This is a genomic window from Dokdonella immobilis (assembly GCF_900115085.1).
Lineage (GTDB): Bacteria > Pseudomonadota > Gammaproteobacteria > Xanthomonadales > Rhodanobacteraceae > Dokdonella > Dokdonella immobilis.
Window position 1 is genome coordinate 1 of sequence record NZ_FOVF01000032.1, and the last position, 15824, is coordinate 15824.

The 15824-nt window shown below is 63.6% G+C and carries 13 protein-coding genes; 6 read left to right on the forward strand and 7 right to left on the reverse strand.

Annotated features, from left to right (window positions below):
* The coding region (locus tag BM125_RS16605) for a beta strand repeat-containing protein (protein ID WP_139225079.1) at window positions 1-2326 on the forward strand (2326 nt) is incomplete at its 5' end.
* Window positions 2327-2580: 254 nt separating this feature from the next.
* Window positions 2581-5298: a beta propeller repeat protein gene (locus BM125_RS16610; protein WP_139225080.1), complete on the forward strand. Its 2718-nt coding sequence runs from the start codon at window positions 2581-2583 to the stop codon at window positions 5296-5298.
* Window positions 5299-5455: 157 nt separating this feature from the next.
* Here BM125_RS16610 and BM125_RS16615 read toward each other — a convergent pair whose 3' ends face one another.
* Genes BM125_RS16615 through BM125_RS16635 form a run of 5 tightly spaced genes read right to left on the reverse strand, consistent with a single transcriptional unit; the run spans window position 5456 to window position 8435 of the window.
* Window positions 5456-5902 (reverse strand): hypothetical protein, encoded by a 447-nt coding sequence (locus BM125_RS16615; RefSeq protein ID WP_092410048.1) that lies wholly within the window; start codon window positions 5900-5902, stop codon window positions 5456-5458.
* A 6-nt stretch (window positions 5903-5908) separates the two neighbouring features.
* The gene (minE, locus tag BM125_RS16620; protein WP_092410050.1) at window positions 5909-6184 is read right to left on the reverse strand and encodes a cell division topological specificity factor MinE; all 276 of its coding nucleotides are present in this window, start codon (window positions 6182-6184) and stop codon (window positions 5909-5911) included.
* Window positions 6185-6186: 2 nt separating this feature from the next.
* Complete coding sequence (gene minD / locus BM125_RS16625) at window positions 6187-6999, reverse strand: septum site-determining protein MinD (protein WP_092410052.1); 813 nt, start codon at window positions 6997-6999, stop codon at window positions 6187-6189.
* Window positions 7000-7040: 41 nt separating this feature from the next.
* Complete coding sequence (gene minC / locus BM125_RS16630; RefSeq protein WP_092410054.1) at window positions 7041-7811, reverse strand: septum site-determining protein MinC; 771 nt, start codon at window positions 7809-7811, stop codon at window positions 7041-7043.
* Window positions 7812-7820: 9 nt separating this feature from the next.
* The gene (locus BM125_RS16635; RefSeq protein ID WP_092410056.1) at window positions 7821-8435 is read right to left on the reverse strand and encodes a GNAT family N-acetyltransferase; all 615 of its coding nucleotides are present in this window, start codon (window positions 8433-8435) and stop codon (window positions 7821-7823) included.
* Window positions 8436-8648: 213 nt separating this feature from the next.
* On the opposite strand from BM125_RS16635, the gene BM125_RS16640 reads away from it, so the two are divergent.
* The 3 genes from BM125_RS16640 (at window position 8649) to BM125_RS16650 (ending at window position 11821) form a co-directional block, all read left to right on the forward strand.
* Window positions 8649-9824 (forward strand): sensor histidine kinase, encoded by a 1176-nt coding sequence (locus BM125_RS16640; protein WP_245778963.1) that lies wholly within the window; start codon window positions 8649-8651, stop codon window positions 9822-9824.
* Window positions 9821-10462 carry a response regulator gene (locus BM125_RS16645; RefSeq protein ID WP_092410060.1) on the forward strand — a complete coding sequence of 214 codons (642 nt, stop codon included), beginning with the start codon at window positions 9821-9823 and terminating at the stop codon, window positions 10460-10462. The genes BM125_RS16640 and BM125_RS16645 overlap by 4 nt, the downstream gene beginning before the upstream one ends.
* Before the next feature lie 210 nt (window positions 10463-10672).
* Window positions 10673-11821, forward strand: a complete 1149-nt coding sequence (locus BM125_RS16650; protein WP_092410062.1) for an SRPBCC family protein — start codon at window positions 10673-10675, stop codon at window positions 11819-11821.
* Between the two features lie 141 nt (window positions 11822-11962).
* Here BM125_RS16650 and greB read toward each other — a convergent pair whose 3' ends face one another.
* Window positions 11963-12469: a transcription elongation factor GreB gene (greB, locus tag BM125_RS16655; RefSeq protein WP_092410064.1), complete on the reverse strand. Its 507-nt coding sequence runs from the start codon at window positions 12467-12469 to the stop codon at window positions 11963-11965.
* A gap of 178 nt (window positions 12470-12647) precedes the next feature.
* On the reverse strand, window positions 12648-14147 hold the full coding sequence (locus BM125_RS16660; RefSeq protein WP_092410066.1) for a helicase HerA-like domain-containing protein: 1500 nt from the start codon (window positions 14145-14147) through the stop codon (window positions 12648-12650).
* Window positions 14148-14270: 123 nt separating this feature from the next.
* Here BM125_RS16660 and BM125_RS16665 point away from each other — a divergent pair, with 123 nt between their 5' ends.
* Complete coding sequence (locus tag BM125_RS16665; RefSeq protein ID WP_245778964.1) at window positions 14271-15770, forward strand: transglycosylase SLT domain-containing protein; 1500 nt, start codon at window positions 14271-14273, stop codon at window positions 15768-15770.
* Window positions 15771-15824 lie beyond the last annotated feature (54 nt).

Here is a 15824-nt window from a genome sequence, read left to right on the forward strand (position 1 = left end):
GCTGATTGGCACTTACACGGTCACGGCGGCGGATGTCACGACCGGTACGATTACGAATACCGGTACCGGCGACTCGGACGAAACGCCACCCGATGGCGACACGCTGATCACGCCGGTCGTCGGCAGCCCGGCGCTGGACACCGCCAAGGCGCTGACGTCGAACGCCGATGGCGATGCCTCCGGAACGGTGACCCAGGGCGACGTGCTCACGTACACCGTGACGGTGACCAACACCGGCAATATCCCGCTGACGAATGTCGTGGTGACCGACAGCCTGATCACACCAACCGGCGGCACGACGCCATGCGCCAGCGTTCCGGTGGGCGGCACCTGCACGCTGATCGGCACTTACACGGTCACGGCGGCGGATGTCACGACCGGTACGATTACGAATACCGGTACCGGCGACTCGGACGAAACGCCACCCGATGGCGATACGGTCATCACGCCGGTCGTCGGCAGCCCGGCGCTCAACACCGCCAAGGCGCTCACGTCGAACGCCGACGGCGATGCTTCCGGAACGGTGACCCAGGGTGATGTGCTCACGTACACCGTGACCGTCACCAATACGGGCAATATCCCGCTGACCAACGTCGTTGTCACGGACAGCCTGATCACTCCGACGGGTGGCACGACGCCCTGCGCCAGTATCCCGGTCGGCGGCACCTGCACCTTGATCGGCACCTACACCGTCACGGCGGCTGATGTGACGACTGGTACGATCACCAATACCGGCACGGGCGACTCCGATGAAACCGGCCCTGACAATGATGTTCTAGTCACGCCTATTGTCGGCAGCCCGGCACTCAATACTGCCAAGGCCTTGACCAGCAACGCCGACGGCGATGCAAGCGGCACGGTGACGGAGGGGGATGTACTGACCTACACCGTCACGGTCACCAATGCGGGCAATATTCCGCTGACCAACGTGATCGTGACCGACAGCCTGATCACGCCGACGGGTGGTACCACTCCGTGCGCGAGTGTTCCTGTCGGCGGCACCTGTACGCTGATCGGTACCTATACCGTGACAGCAGCCGATGTCACAGCCGGCAATGTCACCAACACTGGCACGGGCGACTCCGATGAAACGCCGCCGGATGCGGACACGGTTGTAACGCCAGTCGTCGGCAGTCCTGCACTGAGTACGTCCAAGGCGTTGACCAGCAACGCGGATGGCGATGCTTCCGGTACGGTCACCCAGGGCGATGTGCTCACCTACACGGTGACCGTCACGAATACGGGCAATATCCCGCTGAGCAATGTCGTGGTGGCGGATAGCCTCATCACAGCGACGGGCGGCACGACGCCATGCGCGAGTGTTCCGGTCGGCGGCACCTGCACGCTGATCGGTACCTACTCGGTCACGGCGGCTGATGTGGCGACTGGTACGATCACCAATACCGGCACGGGCGACTCGGACGAGACGCCGCCGGACGAGGACACGCTGATTACCCCGGTAGGCGCGAGTCCTGCGCTGACCGTCGTCAAATCGGCGATTCCGGGGTCGTTTACGGTCGGCCAGCCGGGCAGCTATACGATAACGGTGACGAATACCGGCAGCGTCAGCACGTTCAGCGACATCGTGGTCAGCGACAATTTGCCGGTTGGCATCACGCTGACCAGCGCAGCGGGTGGCAACTGGAGTTGCGTGGGGACTTCAGCCTTGACCTGCACGTTCAGCGGAACGCTGACGGCAGGAGCAAGCACGGTCCTCACCCTGAACGTCGCCGTCGATTCCAGTGCGGTAGATGGTGACAACTCGGCAAGCGCAAGCGGCGGCGGTGATCCCAATTGCCCCGCGCTTCCGCGTTGCGGCGATGACGTCGAGGTACCTGTCGTCCAGCTGCCCGACCTCACCGTGGTCAAGACGCATGTCGGCAGTTTCACGCAGGGACAGGTCGGCGCGACCTATACACTGGTCGTCAGCAACATCGGCGCCGGGCCAACGAGCGGTGTGGTCACGCTGATCGACACGCTGCCGATGGACCTTACTGCCGAGGCGATCAGCGGTCCCGGCTGGACCTGCGTACTGGCGACGCTGACCTGCACGCGTTCCGACATACTGAATCCTGGGGCGAGCTTCCCGCCGGTCACATTGACTGTCAGTGTCGCGCTGAATGCGGCCTCGCCTCTGGTCAACCTGGCGACGGTCACCGGTGGCGGCGATGACACGCCATTCAACAACCAGGATGACGATACGGTGACGATTGGCGCGGGTACGGAAGTGGTCGAGGTCGATGTTGACGCCAATTGGGCCCTGTTGTTGCTCATCGGATTGCTTGCGCTGTTCTCGAATCGGGCGCTTGCCTTGCGTCGCAACTGACGATCAGGGGGTCGGCAAGTCAGGACTTGCCGGCCCCGGCTCCGTGCTGGAAGGGGCATGGTTCGGGCACCCGGATGTGCCGTCGGCACTGGGCCGTCCCCGGGAAGTGCCCGACGGTCCGGCGTCCCGTTGCCGCCACGGCGAAGCGGATCCCGCACCGGAACGGGGCCGGGTGCCTCGGCACATGGACGAACACCGCGAAGGTCCATATGATCTGCCGACTCCGCCTGTCGGCGGACGCCTGGGGGACCATCATGCGATTCAAATTTTTCGCGGCGATCGGGCTGGTCGCTGTTGCGGCCGGCGCAACCGCCTACTTCTCGGATTCGAAAGTCGAGTCATTCGACGAGGACGCCGCAGGCCCCTGGTCGAAACCGGTCGCCGGCGATTACTGGGCGCACCGCGTTTCCTATCCGACCATGAATTTCAGCCCCGGCTGGTATGGAGAGGCCAAGCCGGCGGATCGCGCAATCGCCAACGGCGTGCCTGCCGGCGAGAAATCGTATCTGCGTTCTGCGGAGTCTCCCCTGACCCTGGCCCCGAACGGCTGGACCTTCCTCGGGCCATCGCCCTTGCTCAATGGTGGTGTCGTCGTCGCCGGAAGAACCAATGTGATCGTCGCCGATCCGACCGGTCCGGATATCAATGGCAAACACACTGTATTCGCCGCGTCGGACGGCGGTGGCGTCTGGAAAACAACGAACTGCTGCGACGCCAACACGACCTGGCGCAACGTTACCGATGATCGTGACATCGCCAGCATCGCCATTGGCGACCTGTATATCGAGCCGAGCAATCCAAACGTGATCTACGCCGGCACCGGCGATCTTCGCTACGGCTCGTTCACCTTTGGCTCCTCCGGCGTATTGAAAAGCACCGACAAGGGTGAGACCTGGACGGTCCTCGGTGAAGACGTGTTCAATCCGCTCTATGCTCCGTCAGTCAGTCTCGGATTTCCGCAGTACCAGGCTGTCGGCAAGGTACGGACCAGCCCGATCGATCCGGATACGATCATTGTCGGTACCAAGACCGGACTGTTCGTATCCAACAATGCAGGCGTCGACTGGACGGGTCCCTGCTATACCAATTCGTTCAGTTCCCAGCGTCAGGACATCACCGGCCTGATCGTGCAGAACGCCGGCGCGGGTGCCGTTCGCGTATTCGCCGCGGTCGGCACGCGCGGCCTGCCGACCACGGTTCAGCCGGACCTCGCCAACTTTGGCGCAAACGGCGTCTATCGCGCGACATGGCCGGCCACCGGTTGCCCGGCGACCGGAGACTGGACCCTGCTCGACAACGGGTGGCCGGCAGGTACCGGCAATGGTGATCCGACAGGAAAACTGCTCGGTCGCCTCGAGATCGCCGATGCCCCGAGCAATCCCGATACCATCTACGCGCTCGGATCCGATGCGGTATCCAGCGGTGTTCTTGGCGTGTGGCGAACGGACGATGGCGGCAACAGCTGGGTCCAGCGGGCGACTGCATCGGGCGTGCAGGCGGGTGGCTGCTCGAACGCGACCAATGGCGGCAGCCAGATGTGGTATGACTCGGGCCTCCTGGTCGATCCGGGCAATCCGGAAATCGTGCTGCTCAGTGGCGTCGACATGTGGCGTTCGACCAACGGCGGCACGACGTTCCAGGACATCACCTGCGGCTACGGCAGCGGCAACGTCCACGTAGATCATCACGCGCGCGCCTTCCTGCCGAACGGCTTTGGCGGCTACGACAACAACAAGGTGCTGAGCGGCAGCGACGGCGGCGTGTTCTATACAGCCAATGCGCAGTTCGGGACGGGCGGCTCGTCGTCGGCGAATCGACCGACCTTCATCTCGCTCAACCAGACGATCGGTTCGATCGAGTTGTATTCGGGCGACATCACGGCCAATTTCGCCACTGCGGCAACCCCGGGGGCGAGTGCCGGCGCGCAGGACAACGGCAGCGAATGGGTACGCTGGACCAATACGGATCCGGCGCCGGCCCAGTGGACCGTGAGGAACGGTGGCGACGGTATCTACACGCGAATCGAGCCGGTCAACGAATTGCGCTGGTACTACTCAAGCCAGAACGGCGCGCTCGTGGTGAGCCAGACTGGCCCGAGTGGCGGCACGACCAATGCAACGCCGTCCGCCGCAGGCTGGGGTGGTGACACGCTGAGCTTCGTGATGCCCGTCGAAATCTACCGATATGGTGAGCTCGATGTGGCGGGCAGCGGCTGCAGCACGGCAATCGGCTGCTCCTACATGCTGGGCGGCACCAATCGCGTCTGGGAAACCCTGCAGGGCGGAATTCCGCGCACCAGCTGGTATCCGAACAGCCCTAACCTGACCAAGAACACCCTTGGCAATCGCTCGTTCATCAACCAGCTGGCGCATGCGACGAAGACGCCGAGCGTAGTCATCGTCGGCACCAACGACGGCAATGTGCAACTGGGCTACGGCATGAACCAGGGCGTCGCCGACAGCGCGACCTGGGTCAACCTGACGGACAACAACAGCGTGCTGCCGAACCGTCCGGTCATGGACGTGACGGTCGACGTCGGCGATGCCGGTAACCCGGCGACGAGTGCGATCGGATACGCCGCGCTCGGTGGTTTTGACCAGAACACGCCGGGCAACCCAGGCCACATCTACGAGGTGACCTGCCAGAACAACTGCACGACCTTCACCTGGCGCAACGTCAGTGGCAATCTGCCGAACATTCCGGCCAACTCCGTGGCGGTGAATCCGAACATTCCGAACCAGGTGTTCGCAGGCACGGACTGGGGTCTCTACTACACCGACGACGTGTCCGCGCCGAATCCGGTCTGGTACCGCTTCGAGAACGGACTGCCGCGCGTCATGATCTGGGACATGGCCATCGACCGCGGTTTCACCACGTTGGCCGTGTTCACGCGCAGCCGCGGCGTCTGGGCCTGGCCGCTGCCGACCGGTCCGATCGACATCATCTTCCAGGATGGTTTCGAGTCGCCCTGACTTGCGGGTTTGGCCTGGCGATCCCCGACGCGCGCTGCGCGTCGGGAGCTCCTGATTGTCTGAACAGGAAAAAGCGCGGGCCAGGGAGCTGGCATCAGTGCCACAAAGGGGCCGCCTCGACGGCGGCCCGGCCCATCAGGAATCGTCCGCTTCGGGGCTATGCCAGACCGCGCTCATTCAGCCAGGCCAGCGCCTCTGCCGCATCGTTTTCGAACCAGGCCCTCGTGGCGCCCAGTCGAAATGTATACCCCCAGGCATCCATGTCGGCCATGAGGCGCACGGCGCCGACATCGGGCAGGGAATCGGCAAGCACTATCTGCAGGTAGCAGGTGGCGTCTTCCTCGGCGATGGAATCCGTGGCATTGGTGTGGACGCCGTCCCGGCGTTCCGCGGGCATCACGATCAGATGACAGGCTTCATGCAATAGCGAATGCACTGGCGTGTCATTGCGCGCGAATACGGTAGCGCCAATCAGCCCGGCTTCGGGTTCACCCCAGTAGCTGCCCGGGATGGGACAGTCTTCGCCGACGACTTCCAGGCACAAGCCGTGGCCGTGCAGCAGCTCCCGCACCCCGTCGATGTCGATGTCGCCGAGCAGCAGCAAGGGCGATCAGTTTTCGCCGACGACGGCGGCGCCCTTCTCGGGTAGGGCGACCGACAGTTCGAGAACCTCGTGATCGCCGTCGCGTTCGACATTGATCAAGACCGCGTCGGGATCGACGTTGACGTACTTCTTGATCACTTCGAGGATCTCGCGGCGCAGGGTCGGCAGGTAGTCCGGGCTGCCGCGCTGGGCGCGTTCCTGGGCGACGATGATGCGCAGGCGCTCCTTGGCGACATTGGCGGTGTTCTTCGGTCGCGCACGCAGAAAGTCGAAGATTCCCATGCTCAACTCCTGAAGATTCGCGAGAACAGGCCCTTCTTCTGCGCATCGATGAAACGCAGCGGGCGAGATTCGCCAAGCAGGCGGGCCACGGCATCGTCGTAGGCGTGTCCGGCATTCGACTCCTCGTCGAGAATGACCGGGATGCCGGCATTCGAGGCCGCCAGAACGCCTTCGGATTCCGGGATGACGCCGACCACCTCGATGCCGAGGATTTCCTTGACGTCGGCGATGCTCATCATGTCGCCGGATTCGACGCGGTTCGGGTTGTAGCGGGTCAGCAGCAGATGCTGCTCGACCGGCCCATTGCCCAGTTCGGCGCGGCGCGTCTTGCTGGCGAGCAGGCCGAGGATCCGGTCCGAGTCGCGAACACTGGAGACCTCCGGATTGACCACGACCACGGCACGGTCGGCGAAATACATGGCGAGTGCCGCACCCTTCTCGATGCCTGCGGGCGAATCGCAGATGACGTAGTCGAATCCTTCCTCCCGCAAACCGTTGAGTACCGACTCGACGCCTTCCCTGGTCAGCGCATCCTTGTCGCGCGTCTGCGAGGCTGCGAGCACGAACAGGTTGTCGTAGCGCTTGTCCTTGATCAGTGCCTGCTTGAGGGTGCATTCGGCATTGATGACGTTGACGAAGTCGTAAACGACGCGGCGCTCGCAGCCCATGATCAGGTCCAGGTTGCGCAAGCCGACATCGAAGTCGATGACGGCAACCTTCTTGTCGCGCTTTGCCAGACCGACGGCCAGCGACGCACTGGTGGTGGTCTTTCCCACACCGCCCTTGCCGGACGTGACGACGATGATATCTGTCAAGGTCGATTCTCCATTTGTTGGCTCTTGTGATGGTTCCGCAGTCAGCCGAGCCTGGCCAGCAGCAGTTTTTCCCCCTCCAGCCACGCCTGCACGGGCTTGCCGCGCAGGTCGGGTGGAAGATCTTCGAACACACGGTATTGGCCGGCTATTGAAACCAGCTCGGCGTGGAACTCCTGGCAATAGATGCGCGCACCGACGTCGCCCTGCGCGCCCGCCAGGGCGCGTCCGCGCAACGCGCCATACACATGGATCGAACCGTCGGCGATCACTTCGGCGCCGTTGGCGACCAGCTTGGTGACGACCAGGTCGCCGCCGCGCGCATAGACCTGCTGGCCGGAGCGGACCGGAGCGTCCTGGTGCAGGGTGCGCGCAGGTTCGCGACTCGCCGGCGCCGGCGTAGGCACGCCTGGCGGCGGTTCGGCGGTGTTGGCAGACGGCGAAGGCGGGGCAACCGCAGGCTCGCCGCCGCGTTCGAACGCGGCCCGGAACTTGGCAAACAGCGGCAAGTCGAGCGTGCGTGCGAGGGCCTCGTTCTCACTGGTGCCGTAGGAGAGGCCAACCGGCAACATGCCGGCAGTGCGTATGCGGTCGAATAGATCGCGAACCACTTCGGCGGCCGGAAGCGCGGGCAGGTGGCTCAGGTCGAGTACCACGGGTGTGCGCAGGAACAGCTGCGGTGCACTCTTGAGCCTGGCTGCAAGTTCTGCCGACATGGATTCGGCATCGAGGCGTTTCAGGCGCAGGTTGGCGATGCCGACCTGGCCAAACTTGAGTTCGGCTGCCGGCTCGAAATTCTTCGCGGCGTCGATCATCGGCGCGGGTCAGCCACGGCTGGCGCGGGCCAGCCCTTGCGCCGGGTTGGCGTGGAGGCGCTCGGCCAGCCACGGTAGGTCCGGAAGCTCGCCGCTGCCGGCCTGCAGATAGGTATCGCGGACAAATTCAAAGCTGCACAGGGTCTTGGCAAGCAGGCTGACAGGCCGGCCAACGCCATCCATCAACTGCTGGCCGACCTCGTTGAAGCCGTAGGTGCCGTGGAACAGCACGGCGGCATCGTCACGGGGCTCGAGAAAGACCTCGCAAGCGAGCAGTGGCACGCGCACCTCGGCGTAGCTGGTGACATCGCAGTAGAAGATCCGGCCAAGGCCAAGGCCGCGGTAGGGTTCGGCGATGACGATCCGGTCGATGTAGACGAACTCCGGATAGCGCTCTCGAAACCAGCGAAAATTGGGGCTGGAGTAATTCGAGGATTCGCGCAGGGCAATCAGGAAACCGGCGATGACGCCGTCCACTTCGGCGACCCTGAAGTAGGAGGCATAGGTGAAGAACCACTGGAGCCTTGTTGCATCGAGAGCCAGGATGCGCGGTCCGACGGCGTTGTTGAGGGCGAGCACGGAATCGAGCTCGTGCTCACGCACGTCGCGAATAACGAGGGTCATGCGTTCAGGCGCTCCAACAGGGTATTGCGACTGCCGAATCATTCGGCACGGAGCCCCGATTATCGCATGCGCGACCCCCACGGGCCATCTCGACCGGGACGCGATTCCAGCACGGGACAGCTGGAATTGGCAGGAGCGCCGCCAATCGGGCGCGGGCAATGACTTCGGACAGGTTGCGGGACCTCCCGACCCGCCTATGATGTCGGCATGCCGATGCCGCATTTCAATCATATCCGCCTGCTGCGCTACGCCAGTCTGTTCACCTACGCCTGCGTGGGTATTCCGCTGCTGCAGTACGAGACGGTCGTCGCCGAAATGCTCGAGCGGGCCCGACCGGCCTATTTCTATGACCTCTGGCTGGGTTGTTATCTGGCCTTTGGTCTGGTCTTCTGGTTCCTGACCCACGACATGGGCGCGCGCAATCCGTCCGGCTTGCGCAGGCTGGTCCAGATCGCACTGCTGGTCCTGCTCAACCTGCTTGCGATCGCGGTCGGCTGGCTCAGCCAGAGTGGCCTTTGCGCCTTGCTGCTCGTGGTGGTTTCGGTCGCCTTGCCCTGGATCCTCAATCTCCACGTCGGCGTCACCTGGATGGTGCTGCAGAATTTCTCCCTGCTGCCACTGTTTGCCAGCTGGCCCACCTACTCGCTGAGCCTGGCTGCATGGCAGGCCACCATGTACCTGGGCATTTCGACGACCACGTTCGTCACGTCCCTGATCGCCAAGCAGCAGGCCGAGGCGCGCGAGGACCAGCGCAGGTTGAATGCCGAATTGCGTGCAACGCGAGCCCTGCTTGCCGAATCGAGTCGGCTGGGCGAGCGCATGCGCATTTCGCGCGAACTGCACGATCTGGTCGGACACCACCTGACCGCGCTCAGCCTCAACCTCGAGGTTGCCAGCCATCTGGTCAGCGGCCAGGCCCACGAACATGTCCGCCAGGCCCAGTCGGTGGCGCGCTTGCTGCTGTCCGATGTGCGCGAGGTGGTCAGCCAGTTGCGCGAGGATGACAGCATCGACCTGACCGATGCGCTGAACACGCTCATCGAGGGCGTTCCGGGCCTGCGCATCCACCTGGAACTGCCTCCGCGTTTCACGATCGACGATCCACGCCGGGCCCAGCTGCTGTTGCGTTGCGCCCAGGAGATCATCACCAATGCGGTCCGCCACGCCAATGCCAGCAACCTGTGGTTGTCGTTCGAGCGGACGCCGGATCGCAGGCTGGCCATTCACGCACGCGACGACGGCCGCGGCGCCATCCAGCTGCGTCACGGCAACGGCCTGACCGGCATGCGCGAGCGTCTTTCGCAGTTTGGCGGCCAACTCGATATCGTTACTGCCAAGGATCAGGGCTTTTCGCTCGATGCCTGGCTGCCAATGGAGGCAACCCGATGATTTCCGTATGCCTTGTCGATGATCAGACCCTGGTGCGCCAGGGCATACGATCATTGCTGGAGTTGTCCGATTCGATCCGGGTCGTCGCCGAAGCGATAGACGGAGCGCAGGCCGTGCAGATGATCCCCGAGGTAGCGCCCGACGTGGTGCTGCTGGACATGCGCATGCCGGGGATGTCGGGGCTCGATGTGCTGAATGCGCTCAATGCCGCTGGAAAATTGCCACCGACCATCATCCTGACCACCTTTGACGACGAGCAACTCGTCCTGGCCGGGCTCAAGGCCGGGGCCAGGGGCTATCTGCTCAAGGATGTTTCCCTGGACCAGCTCGTCGATGCGGTCAAGGTGGTTGCGGACGGGGGTTCCCTGGTCGCGCCAATGGTCACCCAGCGGCTTCTGTCCGGCCTCGAGCGCATGCAGAATGATTTCACCAGTCTCGATCGACCGGATCCCCTGACCGAGCGGGAAACCGAGATCCTGCGCCTCATGGCCGGCGGCTACAGCAACAAGGAAATCGCCAACTCGCTCGGAGTGGCGGAGGGGACGGTCAAGAACCACGTGTCCAATATTCTCTCGAAATTGGGTGTCCGTGACCGTACACGCGCCGTTTTGAAGGCATTTGAGCTCGGAATCGTCTGATTGGCGCCGATTTCAGGCCCTTGGCCGGGCCCGCTCCGGTCGTAGCCATTGCGGCCCGGAGTCAAGTAACATGCCGGTTCTGAGCCACACGGGTCCGGGAGGATCCTCCTGTGGGTATCAACACGTCGGGCCAAGCGATCCTTCGCCAGCGGGCAGGGTTCGGCTGGGGAAGATGCGCCGGCGATCAATCAAGTCCTGGAGAGGTCCGGAATGACGCGTGTTCTTGAATTGCTGGTTTCCCTGCTGATCGTCGCCGTACTGATCGTCGTGGTTGGCGTGTTGCTGCCGAGTCACGGCCACGTCGAGCGATCGGTCGAAGTATCCAGCCCGCTTCGCCAGATATACGATTCGGTGAATACGCTGCGCCGGTTCCCGGAATGGTCGCCCGAGCGCCGCCTCGACCCACAGCTGCACATGGAATATTCCGGCCCGCGCACGGGCGTCGGCGCCTCCGTGAACTACTCCGGTAACGAGACCGTGGGCAAGGGCAGTCTGACCATCGCCGCCAGCGATGAGGACAGCCAGGTCAAGATGGACATCACCAACGACTTCGCCGGCGAGAACAAGACCTACACGATCACGCTGAAACCGTCGGAAAGCGGAAAGACCACGCGAATCAACTGGGCCTACGACGTCGACTACGGCTGGAACCTGATGTGGCGCTATGCCGGGCTCTACATCCACGGCAAACCCGATGCGACCATCCAGACTGCCGTCGCGAACATGGCCAACATGCTCGCTTCGTTTCCGAACGTGGATTACAAGGATCAGGACATCCAGGTCGCCGAAGTGACCGGTGTGCCGGTTCTCGTCCTGTCGACCAAGGCGCCGCGCACGCTCGACGAAGTTGCGGAGGCGACCTCCCAGGCCGTTGCCAGGATCGAAGCGGTCATGAAGAAGGCTGGCCTGAACCAGGCGGGGCCGGTGCGCACGGTCACCACCAACTGGGGGGACGACAACTACGTCTTCGACGTATCGATCCCGGTTGATTCGACGACCTTCACGCTGGACGGGAACACCTACGAGATCACCGTTCCTGCGGTTTCCGACCTGGTCGATGACGTTACCACCGAGGATGCCCCGCGTGAGCTGAAGACCGGCGATCATGACGAGGATGGATACCTGATCATCGAAGACGGCGTGCGCGCAAAGATCAGCTACAGCGGTCTGGCCCTGGTCACCGAGTACACCGGCAGCCCTGCCGCGCTGCCTCTGCTGCGATTGCAGGAAAAGGCCTTCGCGGAAACCCACGGCTACCTGTACAGCGAGATGAATGGCGGACGATTCTGGGACGAGGCGACCGCCACCGACGAGGATGGAACCCAGACCTTCAAGGTTACCCTCCCGGTCGAGCCCTGATTGCCAGACCGCTCCGAGCCGAAATGAAAAGCGGGCCGAATGGCCCGCTTTTTTTTCGAGCGCAGGCTGGCGAATCCATGGTCGGCGTTGCAGTCGGACTCCCTCCTGCCTGGTTGGCCTATCCGCCTGCGGTCAGGGCCTTCAATTGGAGTCTTCGTAGTCGACTCGCGTGATCACGCATGAGCGGATTCCGTTCGGCGTCTGGACTTCGAACTCGTCATCGGCGCGTTTGCCGAGCGCGGCCCGCGCAAACGGCGAATCGATGCTTATCCAGCCATGGTCCGCGTGCGTTTCATCGGCGCCCACGATTCGGTAACGATGTTCGCTGCCGTCGGCATCCTCGACGGCGAACCACGCGCCGAAATAGATTGCGGAGCCGTCCCCGGGCCGCCCCTCGGCAACCCGCAGGGAAGGGATGCGCTTGCTCAGGTAGCGTACCCTGCGGTCGATTTCGGCCAGTTGCTTCTTGCGGTAGATGTACTCTGCATTTTCCGAGCGATCGCCTTCAGCGGCCGCGGCGGTAATGGCCGCCACGACTTCGGGACGCCGCACCGTCCAGAGCTCGTTGAGTTCTTCCTGAAGTGTGCGCAGGCCCGCGGCGGTAACCAGATTGGTCGATGCCGCGACCGGCGCACGCCAGCGGCTCATCCGGTTCGAGCTCCATTCTGGCGAGACGTGCAGGAACCCCCGGCCAATGCTTCCCGGGTCTTCCGTGGCGATGCCGGGTTGTTCGTCATCGTCATGGCATCGCTACGCCTCTTCCCGACGCCTTGCCTTGCGCGGAAATCCATCTACGAAGTATTCGCGCCATCTGCGGGCCACCCCATTAGCGTCCCTTGAAGATTCCCCCGAGGACGCCGCGCATGATCGACCGGCTGATCTGGCTGCCGGCATTCCGGGCTGCGGACTTCGCCAGCGCCTCGATCATGCCCTGTCGGCGACCGGTGCCGAACAGCATGCCGCTGACCTTGTCCATGAGTCCACCGCCATTCGGCTTCGCGGCGGGCTGAACCGGCGCTCCGCCGGCCGGCGCCACGGGGGCTTGCGCGGCAGTCTCCTCGGTACGCGCAGCGAGCTTCTCGAAGGCCGATTCGCGATCGACGATCGTGTCGTACTTGCTGCCAAAGGGCGAGCGCGAACGGATCGCAGCCCGTTCCTCATCGGTAATCGTGCCGATCCGGCAGCCGGGCGATGCGATCAGGCTGCGTTGAACAGGCAACGGGACGCCGCCATCCTGAAGCGTCGTCACGAGCGCTTCGCCGACCCCGAGCTGGGTAATCGTGGCGACGACATCGACCTTGGGGTTGGGCGGAAAGGTCTCCGCGGCCGCGCGCACGGCCTTCTGGTCGCGGGGGGTGAAGGCCCGCAGGGCATGTTGGATGCGATTGCCCATCTGCCCGAGCACGACCTGGGGAACATCGTCGGGATTCTGCGAACAAAAATAGACGCCGACACCCTTCGAGCGGATCAAGCGGACCACCTGCTCGATGCGCTGCACCAGGGCGGGCGGGGCGTCGTCGAACAGCAGATGGGCCTCGTCGAAGAAAAATACCAGCTTCGGCTTGTCGAGATCGCCCGCTTCGGGCAGGTTCTCGAACAACTCGGAAAGCATCCAGAGCAGGAAGGTCGAATAGAGCTTGGGCTTGAGGATCAACTGGTCGGCGGCGAGGACGCTGATGATGCCGCGTCCGGACATGTCCTGACGCATGAAATCGGCCAGATCGAGCGCGGGCTCGCCGAAGAAATGATCGGCACCCGACTCTTCCAGTGAGAGCAGCGCGCGCTGGATCGCGGCCAGCGAAGCGGTACTCATCAGTCCGTACTGCTTCGAAATGACCTTGGCATTTTCCGCAGCGAAGTTCAGCATCGACCGCAGATCCTTCAGATCCAGCAGCAGCAAGCCTTCCTCGTCGGCGCAGCGGAAGACGACCTCCAGCACGCCTTGCTGGGTATCGTTGAGTTCGAGCAGGCGGCCAAGCAGGTGTGGCCCCATCTCGGAAATCGTGGCCCGGATCGGATGCCCCAGCTTTCCGTAGATATCCCAGAAAACGACCGGATTGGCGTTCGGACTCCAGTCGACACCGAGCTTGTCGATGCGGGCCTTGAGCCGGTCGCTCATCACTCCTGCCTGGCACAGGCCGGCCAGGTCGCCCTTGACGTCGGCCAGGAAGACCGGCACGCCGAGTTTCGAAAATCCCTCCGCCAGCAACATCAGGCTGACCGATTTTCCGGTGCCGGTGGCGCCAGCAATCATGCCGTGGCGGTTTGCGTAGCGGGCGTGCAGCCAGACCGCCTCGTCGCTCTTGCCGATCAGGATATCGTTCACCGGTGGACTCCTAGGGTTTCAAGGCCGGAATGCGGATCCGATTGTAGTCGACGCATGGGCCTTCGTTGCCGCGGACGCATCGGGTCGGTTACCGTGCGCGCACTGCCAGGCGGAAATCTACTGATGTCCAGGACTCGTCGCATTCCCTTCGTTGTCGTGCTGCTGGCGCTCGGTGCCTGTGCCGGCGTGGCTCCGTCGGGCCGGTCTCCTGCATCCACCAAGGTCGACGAAGAAGCCGTCAATGCGCTGTACGCGGAACTGGACCGGGGTAGCCAGCGGTTCGAGGCCGGCCTCGAGCTCGCGCGCGGCGGCGATTCCGGACGGGCGCAGTCCGAAACCCAGGCTGCGCTCGATGCCATTCAGTCGAATGCAGTTCGTTGCACGACGATTCCCGGATGCGATGCAAGCCGCTTCGTCTCGGCCTACGACCGGCTGCTACGCCTGGGCTTGCAGGTGCCGGTCGTTGATGGCGACAGCGAGCAGGATGCTGCCATCGAGGACGTCCCGGAAGTGGGCAGCGAAGATTCGCCGGTCGTGGCCAGCCTGCCGGCGATGGAGCGCACGATTACCCTGCTCAACGGACGCGAACTGGCGGATATCCTGACCATCAACGATCCGGTCAAGGCCGCACTCGAACAATGGCTGACCCAGTACCGCCCCAATCTGATGACGGCGTACGTGAATTACGAATACATGCGCTACCGGATGTGGCCGGAATACCATCAGGCAGGCCTGCCCGAGGCCCTGCTGTTCGGCATGCTGGCCAAGGAATCCGGGGGGCGCGTTCATGCCGTCTCGCGAGCCGGAGCCTCTGGCCCTCTGCAGTTCATGTACGCGACCGGGCTGCGCTTTGGCCTCAGTGCCAGGGACGGATTCGACCAGCGATTCGACCCCGCCCTTTCCGCGCGCGCCAATGCCGCCTACATCAATGAGCAACTCGCGATCTTTAATGGCAATCTCGAGCTGGTCATCGCCGCCTACAATGGCGGCGAGGGCCGCATTCGCCGTCTCGCCGCGCGCGGGGGCAGCACCAGCTTCTGGGATCCGGCTGTGTATTCCATCCTGCCGGATGAGACCCGCGACTACGTGCCGATGGTTCTCGCTGCGGCCTGGCTGTTTCTCCACCCGGAACGCTACAACCTCGAATTCCCGAAGATCGACGGTAAACCCGGCAGCATCCAATTGGCGAATTCGGCATCGCTGGCCGAACTTTCGGTTTGCTTCGGCAGCGAAGGCGGCATGTATGACGGCTGGTTCCGGACCCTGAGAAATCTCAATCCAGCTCTTGACCCACAGTTGAAGTTGACGCCAGGCACGCGTCTCGAGGTGCCGGTGGTGCTGGAGGCCGCTTATGAAGGTTTATGCGCGGGTGGTCAATGGGCCCAGCTGGCCGGGGAATTGAATGCGGCGACGCAGGCGACCCGGCCGAGCCGGCCGGCGCCGTCGAACAGAAGCACGGCGTCCTCCTATACGGTCAGGCGGGGCGACAATCTCGCGGCGATCGCGCGCCGCAGCGGCTGCAAGCACCTGCGCGAAATCGCCGAATTGAATGGTATCCACGGCCCCCAGTACCGGATCCGGGCTGGGCAGCGGCTGCGCATGCCGGCCTGTTCGCGGCGCTGAAGACGTGCAGGTCGGACACAAAAAAAGCGCAGACCCGCTGCGCTTTTCTTGTGT

What these genes read in the sequence shown, in the direction of transcription:
- BM125_RS16610 (WP_139225080.1), top strand. Translation starts at nt 2,581, where the DNA reads ATGCGATTCAAATTTTTCGCGGCGATCGGGCTGGTCGCTGTTGCGGCC.
- minE (WP_092410050.1), bottom strand. Translation starts at nt 6,184, where the DNA reads ATGGGAATCTTCGACTTTCTGCGTGCGCGACCGAAGAACACCGCCAAT.
- minC (WP_092410054.1), bottom strand. Translation starts at nt 7,811, where the DNA reads ATGATCGACGCCGCGAAGAATTTCGAGCCGGCAGCCGAACTCAAGTTT.
- BM125_RS16635 (WP_092410056.1), bottom strand. Translation starts at nt 8,435, where the DNA reads ATGACCCTCGTTATTCGCGACGTGCGTGAGCACGAGCTCGATTCCGTG.
- BM125_RS16640 (WP_245778963.1), top strand. Translation starts at nt 8,649, where the DNA reads ATGCCGCATTTCAATCATATCCGCCTGCTGCGCTACGCCAGTCTGTTC.
- BM125_RS16645 (WP_092410060.1), top strand. Translation starts at nt 9,821, where the DNA reads ATGATTTCCGTATGCCTTGTCGATGATCAGACCCTGGTGCGCCAGGGC.
- BM125_RS16650 (WP_092410062.1), top strand. Translation starts at nt 10,673, where the DNA reads ATGACGCGTGTTCTTGAATTGCTGGTTTCCCTGCTGATCGTCGCCGTA.
- greB (WP_092410064.1), bottom strand. Translation starts at nt 12,469, where the DNA reads ATGAGCCGCTGGCGTGCGCCGGTCGCGGCATCGACCAATCTGGTTACC.
- BM125_RS16665 (WP_245778964.1), top strand. Translation starts at nt 14,271, where the DNA reads ATGTCCAGGACTCGTCGCATTCCCTTCGTTGTCGTGCTGCTGGCGCTC.